The following is an 18,435-nucleotide window of genomic DNA, read 5'->3' as shown; positions in this document are numbered from 1 at the left end:
CGCCGCCGGCGTCGGGGACAGCCTCTCATCAAGGCCGCCGCCAGTCGACCGGGGCAGCACATCAGAGCAGCGGATACGGCCGGTGGCCCGCACCTTACCGACGGGCGATTCCGACATGACCGGCGGCTGGCCGAACCGCGGTCCACATCAGAACGTGCAGGTCGTCCCGGCGGCGTGGCTGACCTGGACGAGGTGCGTGACGCAGGCCGTGCCGTCGAGCCGGTGCAGCAGCAGGGCGGTGGGCTCGTTGACCCAGCCGATCTGCTCGTCCGCACTCATGGTGAGCGAACTCTGCTTCCAGGTGCTCGGCGCGGTGGTGAGCACGGTGCCGGCGAAGGCGGCCGTCACCGGGCGGTGCAGGTGACCGGCCGCGATCCGGACCACGTGCGGGTGCCGGGCGATCACCTCGGCCAGCGCGTCGGCGTCGGCGAGCCCGATCGCGTCGGCGGCCGGGATGCCCACGGCCACCGGTGGGTGGTGGAGGCAGACCAGGGCGGGGACGTCGGGTCGCCCGGCGAGCACGCCGTCCAGCCAGCCGAGCTGCTCCGGGCCGACCCGGCCACCACCGGCGCCGGGGACCAGTGTGTCCAGCACCACGACGGTCACCTCCGGGTGGTCGACGTGGTAGTACGCCGAGAAGCCGCCGCCCAACCACGGCGTCCCCCCGAACGCGTCGAGCAGCGACTCCCGGTCGTCGTGGTTGCCGGTGACGAGGTGCAACGGCAGCGGGAAGCGCCCGATGATCTCGCGCAGCGCGGCGTACTCATCGGGGCGGCCCCGGTCCACCAGGTCGCCGGTGATGACCACGCAGTCCGGCCGGGGGTCGAGCGCGAGCACCCGGCCGAGCGCCCGGTGCAGGCCCGCGGCCGGCTCCGCGGCGAGCACGCCGGTCGTCACGTGCGGGTCACTGAGCTGGGCGATGAGCATGCGGCCTCCACTCGCCGGGACCCTCACGCTATCGCCACCGGGTGCCGCGCGGGGGCCCGGTCGCGCGTACCCACAGGTCGCGTCCACAGCCTGTGGATAGCACGTGTGTACGAAGGATTTCGAGCGGTCGTCACGTCCTGGCTACGCTTTATCCAGCGGCCCGGTACCCGCCGGACCGCCACCGACCTGGGACGACGTACGAGTGGATCACGAGCGAGTCATCCGAGACGTCACGGTCCGCCTGCCGATGGCGTCGACCGCTGTCGAGGCGTGCGAGTGGAGCGTCGCCGCGCTGGCCCGGTACACGCCGGCCACCATCTCCGTGCTGCTCCAGGTCCACGACCGGCTCCGCTGCGTCGCGGCCACCGGCTCCTGGCAGGTGTACTCGACGGTCCCACCGGCGACCGGGATCGTCGGCCGGGTCCACGCCTCCGCCCGCACCGCGCTCGTTCCCGACGTCGCGGCGGACCCGGACTACATCCCGGTCCGCCCCGATGTCACGAGCGAGCTGTGCGTACCGGTGCTGGACCCGGCCGGCCGGCCGATCGGGGTCCTCGACCTCCAGTGGAGCGGACCGGCGGACCTGGCGGCCTGGCGGGACACCGCCGAACGGCTCGCCGCCCGGCTCGGTGCGCGGATCGTCGCGCTCGGCGGGCCGCCGGCGGAGAGCCGCAGCGAGAAGCTGCTCCGACACGCGGCGGCGCTGTCCTGCGCCCCCACCGAGTGGGACCTGATGCACGCGGCGATCACGGCCGCCCGGGACGTGTCGACGCTCTCCGCCGCCGTCCTCGTGGTCGCCGGCCGCCAGGGCCCCCGGCTGGGTGCGCCGACCGCCGAGCCCGGCGAGCTGGAGTCCCGGATCCGGGCCGAGCTGGCCGAGGCGGGCACCGGCACGCTGGGCCGGATGATCGACCTGGCCCACCGCTACGGTGCCGGGTACACCCTCGGTGAGACCGGGCACCCGCCGACCGCCGACCACGCTCCGCTGACCCGCGCCGGGGTGCGCACCCTGGTGGCGGTGCCGGTCGGTCCGACCGACGGCGGCGGGCTGCTGCTGGTCGCCGACGAGCGGCGGCTCCGTCCCGACCCGACGACGGTCAACCTGATGGAGCTGCTCGCCGGTCAGGCCTGGAACGCCCTGGAGCGGCTGCGCACCCTGGCCCGCCTCCGCGAGCAGGCCAGCTCCGACCCGTTGACCGGGCTGCGGCACACCGGGCCGTTCGGCCAGCGGATCGCGGCGGCCACCCCGGGCCGTACGGCCCTGCTCGCGATCGACGTGGACGGCTTCAAGACCGTCAACGACACGTACGGCCACCAGGCCGGCGACCGGGTGCTGGTCGGCCTGGCCCGCGCGCTGGAGGGGGCGCTGCGGCAGGGCGACGAGCTGTACCGGATCGGCGGCGACGAGTTCGTGGCGGTGATCGAGGTGAACCGCCCCGAGGAGGCCGTCCGGATCGCCGAGCGCCTGACCGAGGCGGCCCGGCGGATCGGCCGCACGATCAGCGTCGGGGTCGCGCTTCCCCGCCCCGGCGAGTCCCCCGACCGCACGCTCCGTCGCGCCGATCAGGCCCTCTACCGGGTCAAGCGCGAAGGCCGCGACGGCGTGCACCTGGCCGCCGCCTGACCCGCCAGAACGCGTCGATCATGGACTTGTGGCGCCTTGAAAGAGGGATGAAAGGGTGCTGATCGCCCACCACAAGTCCATGATCGACGCTGAGGTCGAGGGCATCAGGCACGGGTCAGTTCGTGGGCCAGGAGTTCGGCGATCTGGGCCGTGTTCAGGGCGGCACCCTTGCGGAGGTTGTCGCCGGTGACGAAGAAGTCCAGGGCACGAGGGTCGTCGACGGCGCGGCGGATGCGGCCCACCCAGGACGGGTCGGTGCCGACCGCGTCGATCGGCATCGGGAACTCGCCCGCCGCCGGGTCGTCGACGAGGATCACCCCCGGGGCGTTGCGCAGCACCTCCCGCGCGCCCTCGGCGTCGACCTCGGTGGCGAAGACCGCGTGCACGGCGACCGAGTGCCCGGTGACCACGGGTACGCGGACGCAGGTGGCGGAGACCTTGAGGTCGGGCAGGCCGAGGATCTTGCGCGACTCGTTGCGCAGCTTCATCTCCTCGGAGGACCAGCCGCCGTCGGCCACCGAACCGGCCCACGGCACCACGTTGAGCGCGAGCGGCGCCGGGAACGGGCCCAGCTCGTCGCCGACCGCCTGGCGCACGTCACCGGGGCGGGAGCCCAGCACGCGGTCGCCGGCGATCTTGGTGAGCTGCGTGTGCAGGGTGTCCACGCCCGCCTGACCGGCCCCGGAGACCGCCTGGTACGACGAGAGCACCAGCTCGCGGAGACCGTACTCGCGGTGCAGCGGCGCCACCGCCACGATCATGGCGAGCGTCGTGCAGTTCGCGTTGGCGACGATGCCCTTCGGCCGGTTGCGTACCTGCTCGGGGTTGATCTCGGGAACGACCAGCGGGACGTCCCGGTCCATCCGGAACGCGCCGGAGTTGTCCACCGCCACGGCGCCGCGGCGAACGGCGACGGGCGCCCACTCCGCCGAGACCTCGTCCGGGACGTCGAACATGGCGACGTCGACGCCGTCGAACACCTCCGGGGTGAGCGCCCGCACGGTCAGGTCCTCGCCCCGGCACCGCAGCACCTTCCCGACCGAGCGGGCGGAGGCGACCAGCCGGATCTCGCCCCAGACGTTTCGGCGCCCGGTGAGCAGCTCGCACATCACCGTGCCGACGGCCCCCGTCGCCCCGACCAGGGCCAGGGTGGGCAGCGACGCCATGAGGGCTACCGCCCGGTCCCCGCGTACACGACCGCCTCGGTGTCACCGCCGAGGTCGAAGGCTTCGTGGATGGCGCGCACGGCGGCGTCCAGGTCGGTGTCGCGGCAGACCACCGACACCCGGATCTCCGACGTGGAGATCATCTCGATGTTCACGCCGGCCTGGCCGAGCGCGGCGAAGAAGCCCGCCGCCACGCCGGGGTGCGAGCGCATGCCGGCACCGATCAGGGACACCTTGCCGACGTGGTCGTCGTAGAGCAGGCCCTTGAACTTGACCACGTCCTGGATCTTGCTGAGCGCGGCCATGGCCGTGGGGCCGTCGGTCTTGGGCAGCGTGAACGAGATGTCCGTCCGGCCGGTGCCCTCGGTCGACACGTTCTGCACGATCATGTCGATGTTGATCTCCGCACCGGCGACGGTGTCGAAGATCCGCGCCGCCGCGCCGGGCTCGTCGGGCACCCCGACAATCGTGATCTTGGCTTCGCTGCGGTCGTGGGCGACCCCGGTGATCAGCGCCTGTTCCACGGGAAGGTCCTCCATCGATCCGGTGACCATCGTGCCGGTGTTGGTCGAGTATGACGAACGGACGTGGATCGGCAACCCCGCCCGGCGGGCGTACTCCACGCTGCGCAGGTGCAGCACCTTGGCACCGCAGGCGGCCAGCTCCAGCATCTCCTCGTACGTGATCCGCTTGATGTGCCGGGCGTTCGGCACGATGCGCGGGTCCGCGCTGAACACGCCGTCGACGTCGGTGTAAATCTCACAGACGTCCGCGTTCAACGCCGCGGCCAGGGCCACGGCGGTGGTGTCCGAGCCACCCCGGCCGAGCGTGGTGACGTCCTTGGTGTCCTGCGAGACGCCCTGGAAGCCGGCGACGATGACCACCGCGCCCTCGTCCAGCGCGCCCTTGAGGCGGCCGGGCGTGACGTCGATGATGCGGGCCCGGCCGTGCACCGACGTGGTGATCACACCGGCCTGGGAGCCGGTGAACGACCGGGCCTCGTACCCCAGGTTGTGGATCGCCATGGCGAGCAGCGCCATCGAGATGCGCTCACCGGCGGTGAGCAGCATGTCCAGCTCGCGGCCGGGCGGCAACGGGCTCACCTGGTTGGCCAGGTCGAGCAGCTCGTCGGTGGTGTCGCCCATCGCGGAGACCACCACCACGACGTCGTCGCCGGCCTTGCGCGCGGCGACGATCCGCTCCGCCACCCGCTTGATCCGCTCCGCGTTGGCGACGGAGGATCCGCCGTACTTCTGCACCACGAGTGCCACGACGGTGCACTCCCTCCCAGCGACCCTGAGCGTGCCGACGCCGCCGGGTGTGGGCCGGCGGCGCATGTCAAGACGCCCTCAGCGTATCGGGCGGCCCCGCCGGCCGGGCCGGGTGATCCCACCATCCGGCCCCGGCCGCCGGACCCGGTGGCGTACGACACGCCGCTGCGGGGGCCGCAACGGGACGGCGGAACACGTACCGCACAGCCGAGAATGGGCGGGTGCCCGCCCATCACCGTCCGGCCGTGCCACCTCGTCGCACGGCGGCACCGCCCACCCGGCGGTCGGCCCGCCTGCTCGCCCTCGCGCTGGCCCTGCCCGCCCTCCTGGTCGCCTGCACAGCCGACCAGCCGACCACCGCACCGCCGACGTCGGCACCGCCGGCACCGGCCGACGCGGACGCGGCCCGCGACGAACTGGCCGCCCTGGCGGCGGCCGCGCAGGACCGGCGTCTCGTCGCGAGCTACGTCCTTCGAGCCGGGGACGGCCCGGACCGCGCCGTCCTGGTGACCACCGCCGGCGACGGCAGCTGGCGGGTCGACGTGCCCGGTGGCGCGCTGGGCGGCAGTGTGGACGTCTCGCTCGCCGCCACCGCGGACGGCCTGTTCCAGTGCGCGCTGCCGTCGGCCGGTCACCCGGCGCCGCCCGGCTGCATCCGGGTCGGCGACGCCGACGACGTGCTGCCCCGCCGCGCGGATCCCCGGGTCCAGCATCCCTTCACCGACTGGCTGGACGTGCTCACCGACCGCCGGTCGCCGCTGTCGGTGTCCCCCGCTCAGCCGCCGACCGGCGCGACCGGGAGCTGCTACTCGGTGGAGACCACGTCGGCGTCGATCAACGCGCCGCTGGACGCCGGTATCTACTGCTTCGACGCCGACGGGACCCTCACCGCGGTACGCACCGAGGACGGGACGCTGACGCTGGCCGCGCCCCCCGCCCCCGGCCCGGCGAGCGTGCAGCTCGCGGGGCCGGTGGTGGACGGCGAGCTGCTCGGTACGGCCGCTCCGGAGCCGACCGCCGGAACGCTCTAGGCCACGATCCGTTACGGGTGCGATTGCCCACATTTACCCCCTATCGGCTGCGTCAGTGAACCGTGCATACGGGACGCTCCTTCCCATGACCGACCTGACCCCGTTGCTGGCTTTCCGCTGGAGCCCACGGTCCTTCGACCCGTGCGCGGATCTCGACCGGACCGAGATCGGCGTCCTCCTGGAGGCGGCCCGGTGGGCGCCCTCGGCGGACAACCGGCAACCGTGGCGGTTCGCCGTCGGTCACCGGGACGACGAGACGTGGAAACGGATCATGGTGAACCTGCCGGACCGGGACCAGCGGTGGGCCGGCCGCGCATCGGCCCTGCTGCTCGCCGCGCACTGCGCGCCCGAGGCCGACCCGACCGGGTACGCGTTCTACGACCTGGGGCACGCCGTGGCGCAGTTGACCGTGCAGGCGACCGCGCTCGGGCTGCACGTACGCCAACTGCGCGACCTCGACCGGGCCGGCCTCGCCGCGGACCTCGATCTGCCCGCCGACGTCCGGCCGGCCGTGGTGCTCGCCGTCGGGCGGCTCGGCGACCCGCTCAGCCTGCCGGCCGACCTGCTGGACGCGGAGACCGGCCTGCGTCGTCGGCGGCCCCTCGCCGAGCTGCTGCTGCCGGCCGACGGGTGACGCCGATCCCAGAGTTCGGATCAACCTTCCCACCGACCGTCCCACCACGTAGGGTGACCCTGTCATGTGGCAGGCGCACCTCCTCCTTGGTCGCCGCGACGAGGCCTGACGGCCGGCACCTCGTCGCGGAGTCGAACCGCGCCGCCCGCAGCACGCTCTGACTTCTCTCTTTGGCACCGTCGCCGACTCTGGCCCTGTCGCCAGCCGGCAACCGTCGCCGACTCGACTGCTGACGTCACATGACCACGGAGGCACTCCGCCATGGCTCACCCGGCCGGCACCACCGACGCCGAGACCGATCCGATCGCCCGGCAGCGGCCCAGCCGCATGCCGTTCCGCCGCTACCAGCCGTACCAGCAGCAGTTCCGCATCGATCTGCCCGACCGCACCTGGCCGACCCGCCACGTCGCGACCGCGCCGCGCTGGTGCGCCGTCGATCTGCGCGACGGCAACCAGGCCCTCATCGACCCGATGTCGCCCGAGCGCAAGCGGCGGATGTTCCAGCTCCTGGTACAGATGGGCTACAAGGAGATCGAGGTCGGCTTCCCGTCGGCGAGCCAGACCGACTACGACTTCGTCCGGCAGCTCATCGAGCAGGACCTGATCCCCGACGACGTCACCATCCAGGTGCTGACGCAGTGCCGGGAGCATCTGATCGAGCGCACCTTCGAGTCGCTGCGCGGCGCGAAGCGGGCGATCGTGCACTTCTACAACTCGACGTCGACGCTGCAGCGCCGGGTGGTCTTCGGGCTGGACCGGGACGGCATCACCGACATCGCGGCCACCGGCGCCCGGCTCTGCCAGAAGTACGCGGAGATCCACACCCCGGACACCGACATCCACTACGAGTACTCGCCGGAGTCGTACACCGGCACCGAGCTGGACTACGCGCTGGAGGTCTGCGCGGCGGTGATCGAGGTGATCGACCCGACGCCCGACCACAAGCTGATCGTCAACCTGCCCGCGACGGTCGAGATGGCGATGCCGAACGTGTACGCCGACTCGATCGAGTGGATGCACCGCCGCCTGCCCCGCCGGGACAGCCTGGTGCTGAGCCTGCACCCGCACAACGACCGCGGCACCGGCGTCGCCGCCGCCGAGCTGGGCCTGCTGGCCGGCGCGGACCGGATCGAGGGCTGCCTGTTCGGCAACGGCGAGCGCACCGGCAACGTGGACCTGGTGACCCTGGGCCTGAACCTGTTCTCCCAGGGCGTTGACCCGATGATCGACTTCTCGAACATCGACGAGATCAAGCGCGCCGTCGAGTACTGCAACCAACTGCCCGTGCACGAGCGCCACCCGTACGCCGGCGACCTGGTCTACACCGCCTTCTCCGGCTCCCACCAGGACGCGATCAACAAGGGCTTCGCCGCGCTGACGGCGGACGCGGAGGTCGCCGGCGTGCCGGTCGACGAGCACCCGTGGGCGGTGCCGTACCTGCCGATCGACCCCAAGGACCTGGGCCGCACCTACGAGGCGGTCATCCGGGTCAACTCGCAGTCCGGCAAGGGCGGCGTCGCGTACATCATGAAAACCGAGCACCAGCTCGACCTGCCCCGCCGGCTCCAGATCGAGTTCTCCGGGGTCGTCCAGCAGGTCACCGACCACGACGGCGGCGAGGTCGACCCGCGGGCCATGTGGGAGATCTTCGCCGGGCAGTACCTGCTCGACCACCAGACCGACCCCGCCGTCACGCTGGCCGACTACACGATCGGCACGGTCGACGGCAAGGTCGAGATCGAGGCCCACGTCGGTCACGGTGGCACCCAGCAGGCCATCACCGCGGTCGGCAACGGCCCGGTCGACGCGTACGTCAACGCGCTGCAGTCGCTCGGGGTCAACGTACGCGTGCTCGACTACCACGAGCACGCCCTCTCCTCCGGTGGCGACGCGCAGGCGGCGGCGTACGTGGAGTGCGAGGTCGACGGTCGTACGGTCTGGGGCGTCGGCATGGACGCCAACATCGTCACCGCCACCGTGAAGGCGGTGACCAGCGCCGTCAACCGAGCCCACTGAGAGGTAAGGAAGGGCCCCTAGTTAACGCCCCGCGTTGTACAAGGGGCCCTTCTTAACACCGCTCACCGATGCGGGGGCGTGGCCGCGGGGAGGGTGTGGCAGGGCTGCGACGGGGGTGCCGCCCGCGCCGGACGGTGGACGAGCACCGCGGCCAGCACCGCCCCGACCAGCAGCAGCCCGGCACACCAGAGCAGCGCACCCCGGTAGGCGTCGGTCAGCTCGTCCGCCTGCTCGTAGCCGGTGCCGGTCAGGCCGACGAGCAACGGCAGCGCGGCCACGGCGAGCAGACCGCCGGCCCGCGACGCGGCGTTGTTGAACCCGCTCGCGACCCCCGCGAAGCGATCCTCGACGGCGGCCAGCACGGACGCGGTCAACGGCGCCACCACCAGGGTCAGCCCGAGCCCGAACAGCGCGACCCCGGGCACCACGTCCCGCCAGTACGACGCGTCCGCCCCCACCCCGCGCAGCAGAACGAGCCCCACGGCGGCGAGCACCGGGCCGACGGTCAGCGGCAGCCGCGGCCCGATCCGGGCCGCGAGATCACCGGCTCGCGGGGACCCGATCAGCAGCAGGACGGTCATCGGCAGCAGCGCGAGCCCGGTGCGGAACGCCGACCAGCCGGCCACGTTCTGCAGGTAGACGGCGAGGAAGAAGGTGAAGCCGCCGAGCGCCGCGTAGACCACCACGGTGAAGACGTTGAGCACCGAGAAGAGCCGGCTGGTGAAGAGTCCGGTCGGCAGCATCGCGGTGTCTCCGCGCCGCCGCTCGACCAGCACGAAGACGACCGCGCCGAGCACCCCGGCCAGTGCGGCCACCAGCACCGGCACGGAGTCGAAACCCCGGGCCGGCGCATCGATCAGGGCGTACGTGACGCCGGCCAGGGCGACCGCCCCGAGCAGGGCGCCCAGCACGTCGAACCGGCGACGGCGGCCGGCGCCTCCGGTACGCGACACGTCCTCGTCCCGGCTCTCCGGCACCCAGCGCAGCGCGGCCAGCAGGACCAGCACCGCCAGGGGCACGTTGAGGAAGAAGATCCACCGCCAGGAGAGGGCGTCGATCAGCCAGCCGCCGACGAACGGGCCCAGCGCGGTGGACACCCCGGAGAGCCCCGACCAGGCTCCGATGGCCTTCCCGCGGTCGTCCGGATGGAAGCTGGCCTGCAGGACCGACAGCGAGCCCGGCGTGAGCAGGGCCGCCCCGGCGCCCTGGAGGAACCGGGCCGCGACCAGCTGGCCGGTGTCCTGGGCCAGGCCGCAGAGCAGCGACGCGACAGTGAACCACACCACCCCGAGCAGGAACACCCGCCGCCGGCCGAAGCGGTCGCCGAGCGCGCCGCCGAGCAGGACGAACGCGGCGAGCATCAACAGGTAACCGTTGACCGTCCACTGGAGACCGGCAACAGTGGCGTCGAGTTCGGCGCCGAGGTGGGGCAGCGCCACGTTGACGACGGTGGTGTCGAGGAAGACCATGCCGGAGGCGAGGACCGCGGCGAGCAGCGTGCCGCGGCCCGAGGGGGTGTCGAGCCGGAGGGCAGGTGGCGTCATTGCCCCAATCTGCCCTGCACCATGTGGGAGACGCCACGAAACGCCGAAACCGTACCGGGGTACTGTGCGGGATCGCCGGGAGCCCGCAAGCTGGAGAGGTGTCGTCTGTGCGTACCAGATCAGGACCGCTCGCCGCGGTGGCGCTCGCGGCCGCGCTGGCGCTCGGTGTGGCCGGCTGCGTCCCGGCTGAGGAACCGCCGGACACGGCGCCGACCGGCGACGGCGGGAGCGCCGTGCAGAAGCTGGCCGAACTGACGGTGGCCAAGGCCGGCTCGATGCGCGGCTACAGCCGTGACCGCTTCCCGCACTGGCGGGAGACCGGCAAGAACTGCGACGTCCGGGACACCGTGCTCAAGCGCGACGGCGAGGGCATCAAGTTCTCCGGCTGCAACGTGGTCGGCGGGCGTTGGGAGAGCGTGTACGACGGCCGCGTCCTGACCGACCCGTCCCAGGTGGACGTCGACCACATGGTGCCGCTGGCCAACGCCTGGCGGTCCGGCGCCGACGAGTGGACCGACGCGAAGCGGGGCGACTTCGCCAACGACATCGAGCAGCCGCAGCTCTTCGCGGTTTCCCGCACTTCCAACCGGGCAAAGGGTGATCAGGATCCGTCCCAGTGGCGGCCGGCCAACCGGTCGCACTGGTGCCGCTACGCGGAGAACTGGGTCGCGGTCAAGCATCACTGGCGGCTCACGGTGACCAGCACCGAGAAGGCCGCCCTGACCGAGATGTTGGAGGGCTGCACATGGGCGAGCAAGCCGTGACCGGCGCCGGGACGACCCCGGCGTCCGAGGCCGGTGGCGCCGCGGCGACCGACGGTCCCGCACCGACCACGGCCGGCATGACGGCGGACGGTGCCGCCGGGGCCGCCGTACCCGGTGCCGGCATGAGCGCGGACACCCCGGACGCCCCCGCCGGTGGCACGCCGGGCGCGGGGATGAGCGCCGACGCCGGCAGCCCCGCCGGGCCGCAGGCCCGGACGGCGGACATCGTCCCGGGGCCGGGCGGGGTGATGACCGACGAGGTCGGCGTGGTCACCGGCGAGCTGACGCTCCGCACCGAGTACGCGGACGGCCAGGTCACACTGCGCGTGCAGTACCGCGAGGCGGACGAGTGGTACGCGGTGACCGGTGGGCGGGCGGCACTGGCCGACCCGGCCGGTCTCGACGCCGTGCACGCGATCGCGGTCGGCCTGCTCAACCGCCCGGAGGGCTGAACGGCGTTAAGAAGGGGCCCCTCCTATACGCCAGGCGTTAAGAAGGGGCCCTTCCTTACACGTAGGAGCCGGGTTCGCTCGGGGCGGAGACCGTGTGCGGGTCGTCGCCCTCGCCCAGCGGGCGGGTGATGTGCACCTCCACCTTGTGCGGGCGGAGTTCCCCGCTGGCGATCTGCTCGGCCCAGTGGCACGCCACCCGGCTGCCGCCGATGTCCCGCAGCGCCGGCCGTTCGTCCGCGCAGCGGGTGGGCTGCGCCCACGGGCAGCGGGTGTGGAACCGGCAGCCCTTGGGCGGGTTCGCCGGCGAGGGCAGGTCACCGGCGAGCAGGATGCGCTCGCGGCGGTCCTCCACCTCCGGGTCCGGCACCGGCACCGCCGACATCAGCGCCCGGGTGTACGGGTGCAGCGGTTCGGTGTAGAGCCGGTCGCTGGGCGCCTCCTCGACGAGAGCCCCCAGGTACATGACCCCGACGGTGTCGGAGATGTGCCGGACGACGGCCAGGTCGTGCGCGATCACCAGGTAGGTGAGGCCGAGGCTCTCCTGCAGTTCGTCGAGGAGGTTGACCACCTGGGCCTGGATCGACACGTCGAGCGCGGAGACCGGCTCGTCGGCGACGATCAGGTCCGGGCCGAGGACCAGCGCCCGGGCGATGCCGATGCGCTGCCGCTGGCCGCCGGAGAACTCGTGCGGGTACCGGGACAGCGCCCAGCGCGGCAGGCCCACCTTGTCGAGCGTCTCGCCGATGATCTTCCGTCGCTCGTCCCGGTCGGCGCCGATGCCGTGCGTCTGGAGGCCCTCGGTGAGGATCGACTCGACGTTCTGCCGCGGGTCCAGGCTGGACATCGGGTCCTGGAAGATCATCTGCATCCGACGGCGCATCGACCGTAGCTTGCCGGCGGGCAGCCGGGTCAGGTCGACGCCGTCGAACACGACCTCCCCGGCGGTCGGCGGGGTCAGTTGGAGCAACGCCCGACCGAGGGTGGACTTGCCGCACCCGGACTCGCCCACCAGTCCGTACGTCTTCCCGCGCGGGATCCGCAGGTCGACACCGTCGACCGCCTTCACGTGGCCGATCGTGCGGTCGAACAGCACGCCCCGCTTGATCGGGAAGTGCACCTTCAGGTCGCGAACCTCGACGAGGACGTCGTCCGTGCTCACCTCGGCCGCGCCGCCGGCCGGGACGGTTGTCTCGCTCACGGCTTCTCCTCCTCGCTCGGGGCCGCGCCGAAGCCCGGCACCACCGGCGGCTCACTCCGCACGGCCTGCGCCGGCACCGCGCCGGGCTCGGCGCCCTCCGCCACGACACCCCGGATCTCCTCGGCCGGCGTCATCCCGGGCAGCGGCGCCGGATTGACGCAGCGGTAGCTGCGGCCGTCGTGGGTGAGCACCACCGCCGGCGGTTCGCCCAGGCAGGCGTCGACCCGTCGGGAGCAGCGCGGGGCGAACGCGCAGCCGTCCGGCCACGGCAGCACGTCGCGTACCGAGCCGGGGATCGGGTTGAGGCGCTCCCCGCGCCCGCTGTCGAGCCGGGGCACCGAGCCGAGCAGACCCACGGTGTACGGGTGCCGGGGCTCGCGGAAGAGCGGGCGCCGGCGGGCCGTCTCCACCACCCGGCCCGCGTACAGCACGTTGATGGTGTCGCACATACCGGCCACCACGCCCAGGTCGTGCGTGATCATCACGAGGGCGGTGCCGGAGTCCCGGACCAGTTCCTTGAGCAGCTCCAGGATCTGTGCCTGGATGGTAACGTCCAGCGCCGTGGTCGGCTCGTCCGCGATCAGCAGCCGCGGCTGGCAGGCCACCGCCATGGCGATCAGGGCACGCTGCCGCATGCCGCCGGAGAGCTGGTGCGGGTACTCCTTGAGTCGGCGCTTCGGGTCCGGGATGCCGACCCGGTCGAGCAGCTGAGCCGCCTCCTTCTCCGCCGCGTCGCCCTTCATACCGCGGTGCCGGGTCAGGACCTCGGTGACCTGCAGGCCGATCGGGATGACCGGGTTCAGCGACGACAGCGGGTCCTGGAAGATCATCGCGACGTCACGACCGCGGATGTCCCGGCGGGAACGGTCGTCGAGCTGCAGCAGGTCGGTGCCGTCGAACACGGCCTTGCCGCCCACCCGGGTGCCGGGCTGCTTGGGCAGCAGACCCATGATCGCCAGGGAGGTGACGCTCTTGCCGCAGCCGGACTCGCCGACCAGGCCGACCACCTCACCGGCGTCGACGGAGAACGAGACGCCGTCGACCGCGTGCACCGTACGCTGACCGCGCCGGGCGAACGTGACGGAGAGGTCGTCAACTTCGAGCAGTGCCATTACCGGCCCTCCGTTCGCGACTGCGGGGCTCGCAAGCTCGACGAGCATTCCGGCTCGGCCGTGTCCCACACGAGCCGCCCCGAGATGCTCGCTCCTCGCGCTGCACTCATGAGAGACCTACTTCCGCAGCTTCGGGTCGAGGGCCTCGCGCATCGCCTCACCCAGCAGGGTGAAGCCGAGCGCGGTGATGATGATCGCGACCGCCGGGTAGATGGCGAGTTCCGGCCGGACGCCGAGGTACTGCTGCGCGTCGGCGAGCATCACGCCCCACTCGGGCACCGCCGTGTCGGGGTTGCCGAGGCCGAGGAACGAGAGCGCGGCGGCCTCGATGATCGCGGTGGCCAGGGTGAGCGTGGCCTGCACGATCACCGGGGCCAGCGAGTTCGGCACGACGTGGGTCAGGGCGATCTTCGGCTTCCGGACGCCGAGCGAGGTCGCGGCGAGCACGTAGTCGCTGTTGGACTGGGCGATCATCGAGCCGCGCAGCAGCCGGGCGAAGACCGGCACCGACACCACGCCGACCGCGATCATGACGGTGGTCAGGCTGGCCCCGAGCAGGGCGGCGATGCTGACCGCGAGCAGCAGGCTGGGCAGCGCCAGCATCATGTCGATGACGCGCATGAGGGCGTTGTCGATCGCCCGGCCCCACCGACCGCCGAGCCCGGCGGCCGCGCCGGCGACGCCGCCGATCAGCGCGCCGACGGCCAGACCGATGAGCGTCGAGACCACGCCGACCAGGAGGGTCTGCCGGGCCCCGACGATCATCCGGCTGAACACGTCGCGGCCCTGGTGGTCGTAGCCGAGCCAGTGGTCGCCGTCGGCGCCGGGGATGACGCCGGGGCGGATCAGCCCCTCCCGGATGCCGATCGTGTCGGTCGGGCTGTACGGGACGAGGAACGGCCCGATCAGCGCCACCAGGACGAAGATCACCAGGATCACCGCGCCGACGATGGCCGAGGGGTTACGCCGGAGCCGGCGGAACGCCTCCTGCCAGAGGCTGACGCCGCGCTCGTCGTCGCGGGCGGCCAGCTCGGCGAGCCGGTCCAGCCGCTCCTTCTTCTTGCCGGTGGTGATCGTCATCGGACCCTCACCCTCGGGTCGATCAGGCTGTAGGAGAGGTCGACCAGGAGGTTCACCAGCACGTACACCACCGCAATGATCATGATGAAGCCCATCAGCACCGGGTAGTCGCGATTGTTGATCGCGTCGTAGACGAACGCCCCGATGCCGGTGAAGGCGAACACGGTCTCGGTCAGCACCGCGCCGGAGAGCAGACCGCCGGTGAGCAGGCCGATCGAGGTGACCACCGGGAGCAGCGAGTTGCGCAGCACGTGCCGGCGCCGCACGGTCCGCTCGGTCAGGCCCTTGGCCTCGGCGGTGCGGACGAAGTCCTCGTTGAGCACCTCCAGCACGCTGGCCCGGGTGATCCGGACGATGATCGCGAGCGGGATGCTGGCCAAGGTGATGCCCGGCAGCACCAGGTGCCAGATGGCATCTGCGGCGGCGTCCCACTCCCGGGTCATCAACCCGTCGAGGACGAAGAAGTTCGTGATCCGGGTGGCCTCGATCGTCGGATCCTGCCGCCCACTGGACGGGAACCAGCCGAGGTTCTCCGCGAAGATCGCCTTGAACACGTACGCCAGGAAGAAGACCGGGATGCAGATCCCGATCAGCGACCCGCCGACCGAGAGGTGGTCCACCCACCGGCCACGACGGCGGGCGGCGAGGTAACCCAGCGGGATGCCGACCCCGATCGCGATCACCAGCGCCGTGATCGTCAGCTCCACCGTGCCGGGGAAGCGCTCCACGAACTCGCTGACCACCGAGCGCTTGGTCGAGGTCGAGGTGCCCAGGTCCAACCGGACCAGCCGCCGGACGAAGCGGCCGTACTGCACCAGGATCGGCTCGTCGAGGCCCATGCTGCGGCGGATCGCCGCGCGCATCTCGGGCGTGCCGCGCTCGCCGAGGATGGCGGTCTCCGGACCGCCGGGCAGCCGGCGGAGCCAGATGAAGAGCAGAAGGGAGAGCCCGAACAGCGTCGGTATCAGCTGCAGCAGGCGTCTGACGATGAACCGGAACACGGTGGCCTCGAAAGGGGTGCGGAGGGGCGCGGGCGGACGCTGTCGAAACAGCGTCCGCCCGCGGTCCTTGCGTCAGATCAGGACTTGAACTCGGCGTTGGCGTACCGCTCGTCGGTCAGCGGGCTGGCCTTGATGCCGGTGACGTCCTTGCCGAACACGATCGCCGGCGGCGAGTGCGAGATCGGCACACCCGGCAGGAAGTCCATGATGGCCTTGTTGATGGCCTTGTACTTCTCCGTCCGGGCCGCCTGGTCGGCGGTGGTGTCGGCGTCCTTGAACTGGGCGAAGAGGGCGGGGTTGTTGTAACCCCACTCGTCCTTCTGCCGGTCGAAGAAGGTGCCGATGAAGTTGTAGCCGTCGCCGTAGTCGCCGGTCCACCCGAGGAAGTGCAGGTCGTGGTTCTTACCGGAGGTGGTGGCGTTCAGGTAGTCCGGGCTCCACTTCAGCGGGATCGGCTGGACCTTGATGCCGGCCGCCTGCAGGTCCGCCGACACCAGCTCGAAGAGGTCCTTCGGGTTCGGCATGTACGGACGGGTGACCTCGGTCGGGTAGTGGAACTTCAGCGTCAGGTTCGACGCACCGGCCTCGGCCAGCAGCTGCTTGGCCTTGTTGACGTCGTACTCGTACTTGGTGACGTCGCCGTTCCAGCCCTCGACGGTGTCCGGCATGAAGTTCACCGCGACCTTGGCGCCCGGAGGCAGCTTCGAGTCGACAAGCGCCTGGCGGTTGACCGCGTGCGCGATCGCCTGCCGGACCTTGAGGTCCTTCAGCTTCGGGTTCCCGCTCTGGTTGATCGCCAGGTACAGGATGTTGAACGCCGGACGGGTCAGGACGTTGAAGCCCTCGTTCTTCAGCGGCTCGACGTCGGCCGGGCCGACCAGGTCGTAGCCCTGGATGTCACCCGAGCGCAGCGCCTGCTTGCGCGCGTTCTCGTCCGAGATCGTCTTGAAGATGAGGGTCTTCAGCTTGGCCTTGTCGCCCCAGTAGTCGTCGTTGCGCTCGATGGTGAGCGTCTTGTTGGCGACGTCCCAGGTCTTGAACTTGAACGGACCGGTGCCGGTCGGGTGCCCGGTGGCGTACTCCGGGTACTTGACGTCCTCCGCGGTGCCGCCGACGTTGCTGGCGTCATACTGCTCGAGCGCCTTCGGGCTGTGGATGGAGAACGACGGCAGCATCAGGGCGGCCGGGATCTTGCTGGACACCCGGGTGAAGCTCAGGTCGACCGTGGTGGCGTCCTTGGCGGTGCAGGACTTGAAGAGGCTCTCCGGGAGGGTGTCGTCCTCGTTCTTGGCGAAGCCACCCATCACGTCCTGCCAGTACGCGGTCACGTCCGGGCTCTGCATGAGACCCGTCGCGTTGTACCAGCGGTTGAAGTTGACGCAGACGGCCTCGGCGTTGAAGTCGGTGCCGTCGTGGAACTTGACGCCCGAGCGGAGCTTGAAGGTCCAGGTGGTGCCGGCCGCGTCCGGGGTCCAGGACTCGGCGAGACCGGGGCTCACCTTGGTGCCGCCTTCTTCGGGGCGGACCAGGGTCTCGAAGATCTGACGTGCCACACGCAGCGACTCACCGTCGCTGGCGAAGCTGGGGTCGAGCACCTTCGGGTCTCCGGCTACGCCGAAGACGAGGGTGTCCTTCTTGCTACCACCGGAAGAATCATCGCGGTCGCTCTCGGCGCAGCCGGCTACCGCGAGGGCCGCGACCGCGACAGCCGCGACGGCGACCTTCGGCCTGGATGCACGCATGGGTGCTTCACCTCGTCCTTAGGGATACGGACAACGCGGTGACCGGGGCCACCGATGGGCGGAACCTTAGCTCCCACGCCGACCGCGCGGAAACAGCCGGATGGACGGTTGGTATCGGATCGTGTCTTTTCCAGGATCTGACCGAAGAATCGAAGGCGAACTGCGGATGCGGCCGAACGATCCGCGCACGCGATGCCAAACTGTTACGTCTAACCCCCCGCTCCGACCGTCAGGTGTCATGACCATCAGGCGAGGTCAGCAGGCGTACGCCGAGCCCGTCAGACCGCCCGGCGCCCCTCGAAGGCACGGCCGAGCGTGATCTCGTCGGCGTACTCCAGGTCGCCGCCGACCGGCAGGCCACTGGCGAGGCGGGTCACCGAGATGCCCATCGGCTTGACCATCAGCGCCAGGTACGTCGCGGTGGCCTCGCCCTCCGTGTTCGGATCGGTGGCCAGGATCAGCTCACGCACCGCACCCCCGCTCAGCCGGGTCATCAGTTCGCGGATGCGCAGGTTGTCCGGCCCGATGCCCTCCAGCGGATTGATCGCGCCGCCGAGCACGTGGTAGCGGCCGCGGAACTCACCGGTGCGCTCGATGGCCACGACGTCCTTCGGCTCCTCGACCACGCAGAGCACCTCGTCCGTGCGACGCGGGTCGCGGCAGATGCGGCACTGCTCGGCCTCGGCCACGTTGTAGCAACTGGTACAGAACCGCACCAGCTCCTTGACCTTGCGCAGTGCGCCGGCCAGGCGGTTGACGTCGGCGGGATCCGCGGACAGGACGTGGAAGGCGATCCGCTGGGCGCTCTTCGGGCCGACACCCGGCAGCCGGCCCAGCTCGTCGATCAGGTCCTGAATGGCGCCCTCGTACATC

Annotated in this window: 16 protein-coding genes; 6 read left to right on the top strand and 10 right to left on the bottom strand. The window is 71.5% G+C overall.

Features of this window, described 5'->3' with window-relative positions; translation table 11 throughout:
• Positions 1–147: 147 nt before the first annotated feature.
• The gene (locus ABTW87_RS25095; RefSeq protein ID WP_350653410.1) at positions 148–927 is read right to left on the bottom strand and encodes a phosphodiesterase; all 780 of its coding nucleotides are present in this window, start codon (positions 925–927) and stop codon (positions 148–150) included.
• A gap of 247 nt (positions 928–1,174) precedes the next feature.
• On the opposite strand from ABTW87_RS25095, the gene ABTW87_RS25090 reads away from it, so the two are divergent.
• Entirely contained in the window at positions 1,175–2,551 is a 1,377-nt protein-coding gene (locus ABTW87_RS25090; RefSeq protein ID WP_502891640.1) for a GGDEF domain-containing protein, read from the top strand.
• A gap of 104 nt (positions 2,552–2,655) precedes the next feature.
• On the opposite strand, the gene ABTW87_RS25085 is transcribed toward ABTW87_RS25090, so the two are convergent.
• Both ABTW87_RS25085 and ABTW87_RS25080 read right to left on the bottom strand, forming a co-directional pair.
• Complete coding sequence (locus ABTW87_RS25085) at positions 2,656–3,717, bottom strand: aspartate-semialdehyde dehydrogenase (protein ID WP_350653408.1); 1,062 nt, start codon at positions 3,715–3,717, stop codon at positions 2,656–2,658.
• A gap of 5 nt (positions 3,718–3,722) precedes the next feature.
• The gene (locus ABTW87_RS25080; RefSeq protein WP_350653407.1) at positions 3,723–4,988 is read right to left on the bottom strand and encodes an aspartate kinase; all 1,266 of its coding nucleotides are present in this window, start codon (positions 4,986–4,988) and stop codon (positions 3,723–3,725) included.
• Positions 4,989–5,233: 245 nt separating this feature from the next.
• On the opposite strand from ABTW87_RS25080, the gene ABTW87_RS25075 reads away from it, so the two are divergent.
• From ABTW87_RS25075 to leuA, 3 genes are all read left to right on the top strand, one after another.
• On the top strand, positions 5,234–6,019 hold the full coding sequence (locus tag ABTW87_RS25075) for a hypothetical protein (RefSeq protein ID WP_350653406.1): 786 nt from the start codon (positions 5,234–5,236) through the stop codon (positions 6,017–6,019).
• Positions 6,020–6,104: 85 nt separating this feature from the next.
• Positions 6,105–6,653: a nitroreductase family protein gene (locus ABTW87_RS25070; protein WP_350653405.1), complete on the top strand. Its 549-nt coding sequence runs from the start codon at positions 6,105–6,107 to the stop codon at positions 6,651–6,653.
• A 261-nt stretch (positions 6,654–6,914) separates the two neighbouring features.
• Positions 6,915–8,669: a 2-isopropylmalate synthase gene (gene leuA, locus ABTW87_RS25065; protein ID WP_350653404.1), complete on the top strand. Its 1,755-nt coding sequence runs from the start codon at positions 6,915–6,917 to the stop codon at positions 8,667–8,669.
• 62 nt (positions 8,670–8,731) lie between these two features.
• On the opposite strand, the gene ABTW87_RS25060 is transcribed toward leuA, so the two are convergent.
• Entirely contained in the window at positions 8,732–10,213 is a 1,482-nt protein-coding gene (locus ABTW87_RS25060) for an MFS transporter (protein WP_350653403.1), read from the bottom strand.
• 98 nt (positions 10,214–10,311) lie between these two features.
• Here ABTW87_RS25060 and ABTW87_RS25055 point away from each other — a divergent pair, with 98 nt between their 5' ends.
• On the top strand, positions 10,312–10,977 hold the full coding sequence (locus ABTW87_RS25055) for an HNH endonuclease family protein (RefSeq protein ID WP_350653402.1): 666 nt from the start codon (positions 10,312–10,314) through the stop codon (positions 10,975–10,977).
• Positions 10,959–11,429, top strand: coding sequence for a hypothetical protein (locus ABTW87_RS25050; RefSeq protein WP_350653401.1), 471 nt, complete (start codon positions 10,959–10,961; stop codon positions 11,427–11,429). The genes ABTW87_RS25055 and ABTW87_RS25050 overlap by 19 nt, the downstream gene beginning before the upstream one ends.
• A gap of 55 nt (positions 11,430–11,484) precedes the next feature.
• On the opposite strand, the gene ABTW87_RS25045 is transcribed toward ABTW87_RS25050, so the two are convergent.
• The 6 genes from ABTW87_RS25045 to recR all read right to left on the bottom strand — a co-directional run bounded on the left by ABTW87_RS25045 (position 11,485) and on the right by recR (position 18,434).
• The gene (locus tag ABTW87_RS25045; protein ID WP_350653434.1) at positions 11,485–12,588 is read right to left on the bottom strand and encodes an ABC transporter ATP-binding protein; all 1,104 of its coding nucleotides are present in this window, start codon (positions 12,586–12,588) and stop codon (positions 11,485–11,487) included.
• Between the two features lie 35 nt (positions 12,589–12,623).
• Positions 12,624–13,739, bottom strand: coding sequence for an ABC transporter ATP-binding protein (locus ABTW87_RS25040; RefSeq protein WP_350653400.1), 1,116 nt, complete (start codon positions 13,737–13,739; stop codon positions 12,624–12,626).
• A 117-nt stretch (positions 13,740–13,856) separates the two neighbouring features.
• Positions 13,857–14,819 (bottom strand): ABC transporter permease, encoded by a 963-nt coding sequence (locus ABTW87_RS25035; protein WP_350653399.1) that lies wholly within the window; start codon positions 14,817–14,819, stop codon positions 13,857–13,859.
• The gene (locus ABTW87_RS25030) at positions 14,816–15,820 is read right to left on the bottom strand and encodes an ABC transporter permease (protein ID WP_350653398.1); all 1,005 of its coding nucleotides are present in this window, start codon (positions 15,818–15,820) and stop codon (positions 14,816–14,818) included. The genes ABTW87_RS25035 and ABTW87_RS25030 overlap by 4 nt, the downstream gene beginning before the upstream one ends.
• Before the next feature lie 77 nt (positions 15,821–15,897).
• A complete protein-coding gene (locus tag ABTW87_RS25025) occupies positions 15,898–17,562 on the bottom strand; it encodes an ABC transporter substrate-binding protein (RefSeq protein ID WP_350653397.1) in 1,665 nt (554 codons plus the stop codon).
• A 278-nt stretch (positions 17,563–17,840) separates the two neighbouring features.
• Complete coding sequence (gene recR / locus ABTW87_RS25020; protein ID WP_350653396.1) at positions 17,841–18,434, bottom strand: recombination mediator RecR; 594 nt, start codon at positions 18,432–18,434, stop codon at positions 17,841–17,843.
• Position 18,435 lies beyond the last annotated feature (1 nt).

Origin of the sequence: Micromonospora sp. NPDC126480 (genome assembly GCF_040302465.1) — a bacterium.
Classification (GTDB): Bacteria; Actinomycetota; Actinomycetes; order Mycobacteriales; family Micromonosporaceae; genus Micromonospora.
The sequence above is the reverse complement of the archived record's forward strand: the minus strand, read 5'-3'. Positions and strand labels throughout refer to the sequence as shown.

What these genes read in the sequence shown, in the direction of transcription:
- ABTW87_RS25095 (WP_350653410.1), bottom strand. Translation starts at nt 927, where the DNA reads ATGCTCATCGCCCAGCTCAGTGACCCGCACGTGACGACCGGCGTGCTC.
- ABTW87_RS25090 (WP_502891640.1), top strand. Translation starts at nt 1,175, where the DNA reads ATGGCGTCGACCGCTGTCGAGGCGTGCGAGTGGAGCGTCGCCGCGCTG.
- ABTW87_RS25085 (WP_350653408.1), bottom strand. Translation starts at nt 3,717, where the DNA reads ATGGCGTCGCTGCCCACCCTGGCCCTGGTCGGGGCGACGGGGGCCGTC.
- ABTW87_RS25070 (WP_350653405.1), top strand. Translation starts at nt 6,105, where the DNA reads ATGACCGACCTGACCCCGTTGCTGGCTTTCCGCTGGAGCCCACGGTCC.
- leuA (WP_350653404.1), top strand. Translation starts at nt 6,915, where the DNA reads ATGGCTCACCCGGCCGGCACCACCGACGCCGAGACCGATCCGATCGCC.
- ABTW87_RS25060 (WP_350653403.1), bottom strand. Translation starts at nt 10,213, where the DNA reads ATGACGCCACCTGCCCTCCGGCTCGACACCCCCTCGGGCCGCGGCACG.
- ABTW87_RS25050 (WP_350653401.1), top strand. Translation starts at nt 10,959, where the DNA reads ATGGGCGAGCAAGCCGTGACCGGCGCCGGGACGACCCCGGCGTCCGAG.
- ABTW87_RS25040 (WP_350653400.1), bottom strand. Translation starts at nt 13,739, where the DNA reads ATGGCACTGCTCGAAGTTGACGACCTCTCCGTCACGTTCGCCCGGCGC.
- ABTW87_RS25035 (WP_350653399.1), bottom strand. Translation starts at nt 14,819, where the DNA reads ATGACGATCACCACCGGCAAGAAGAAGGAGCGGCTGGACCGGCTCGCC.
- ABTW87_RS25025 (WP_350653397.1), bottom strand. Translation starts at nt 17,562, where the DNA reads ATGCGTGCATCCAGGCCGAAGGTCGCCGTCGCGGCTGTCGCGGTCGCG.
- recR (WP_350653396.1), bottom strand. Translation starts at nt 18,434, where the DNA reads ATGTACGAGGGCGCCATTCAGGACCTGATCGACGAGCTGGGCCGGCTG.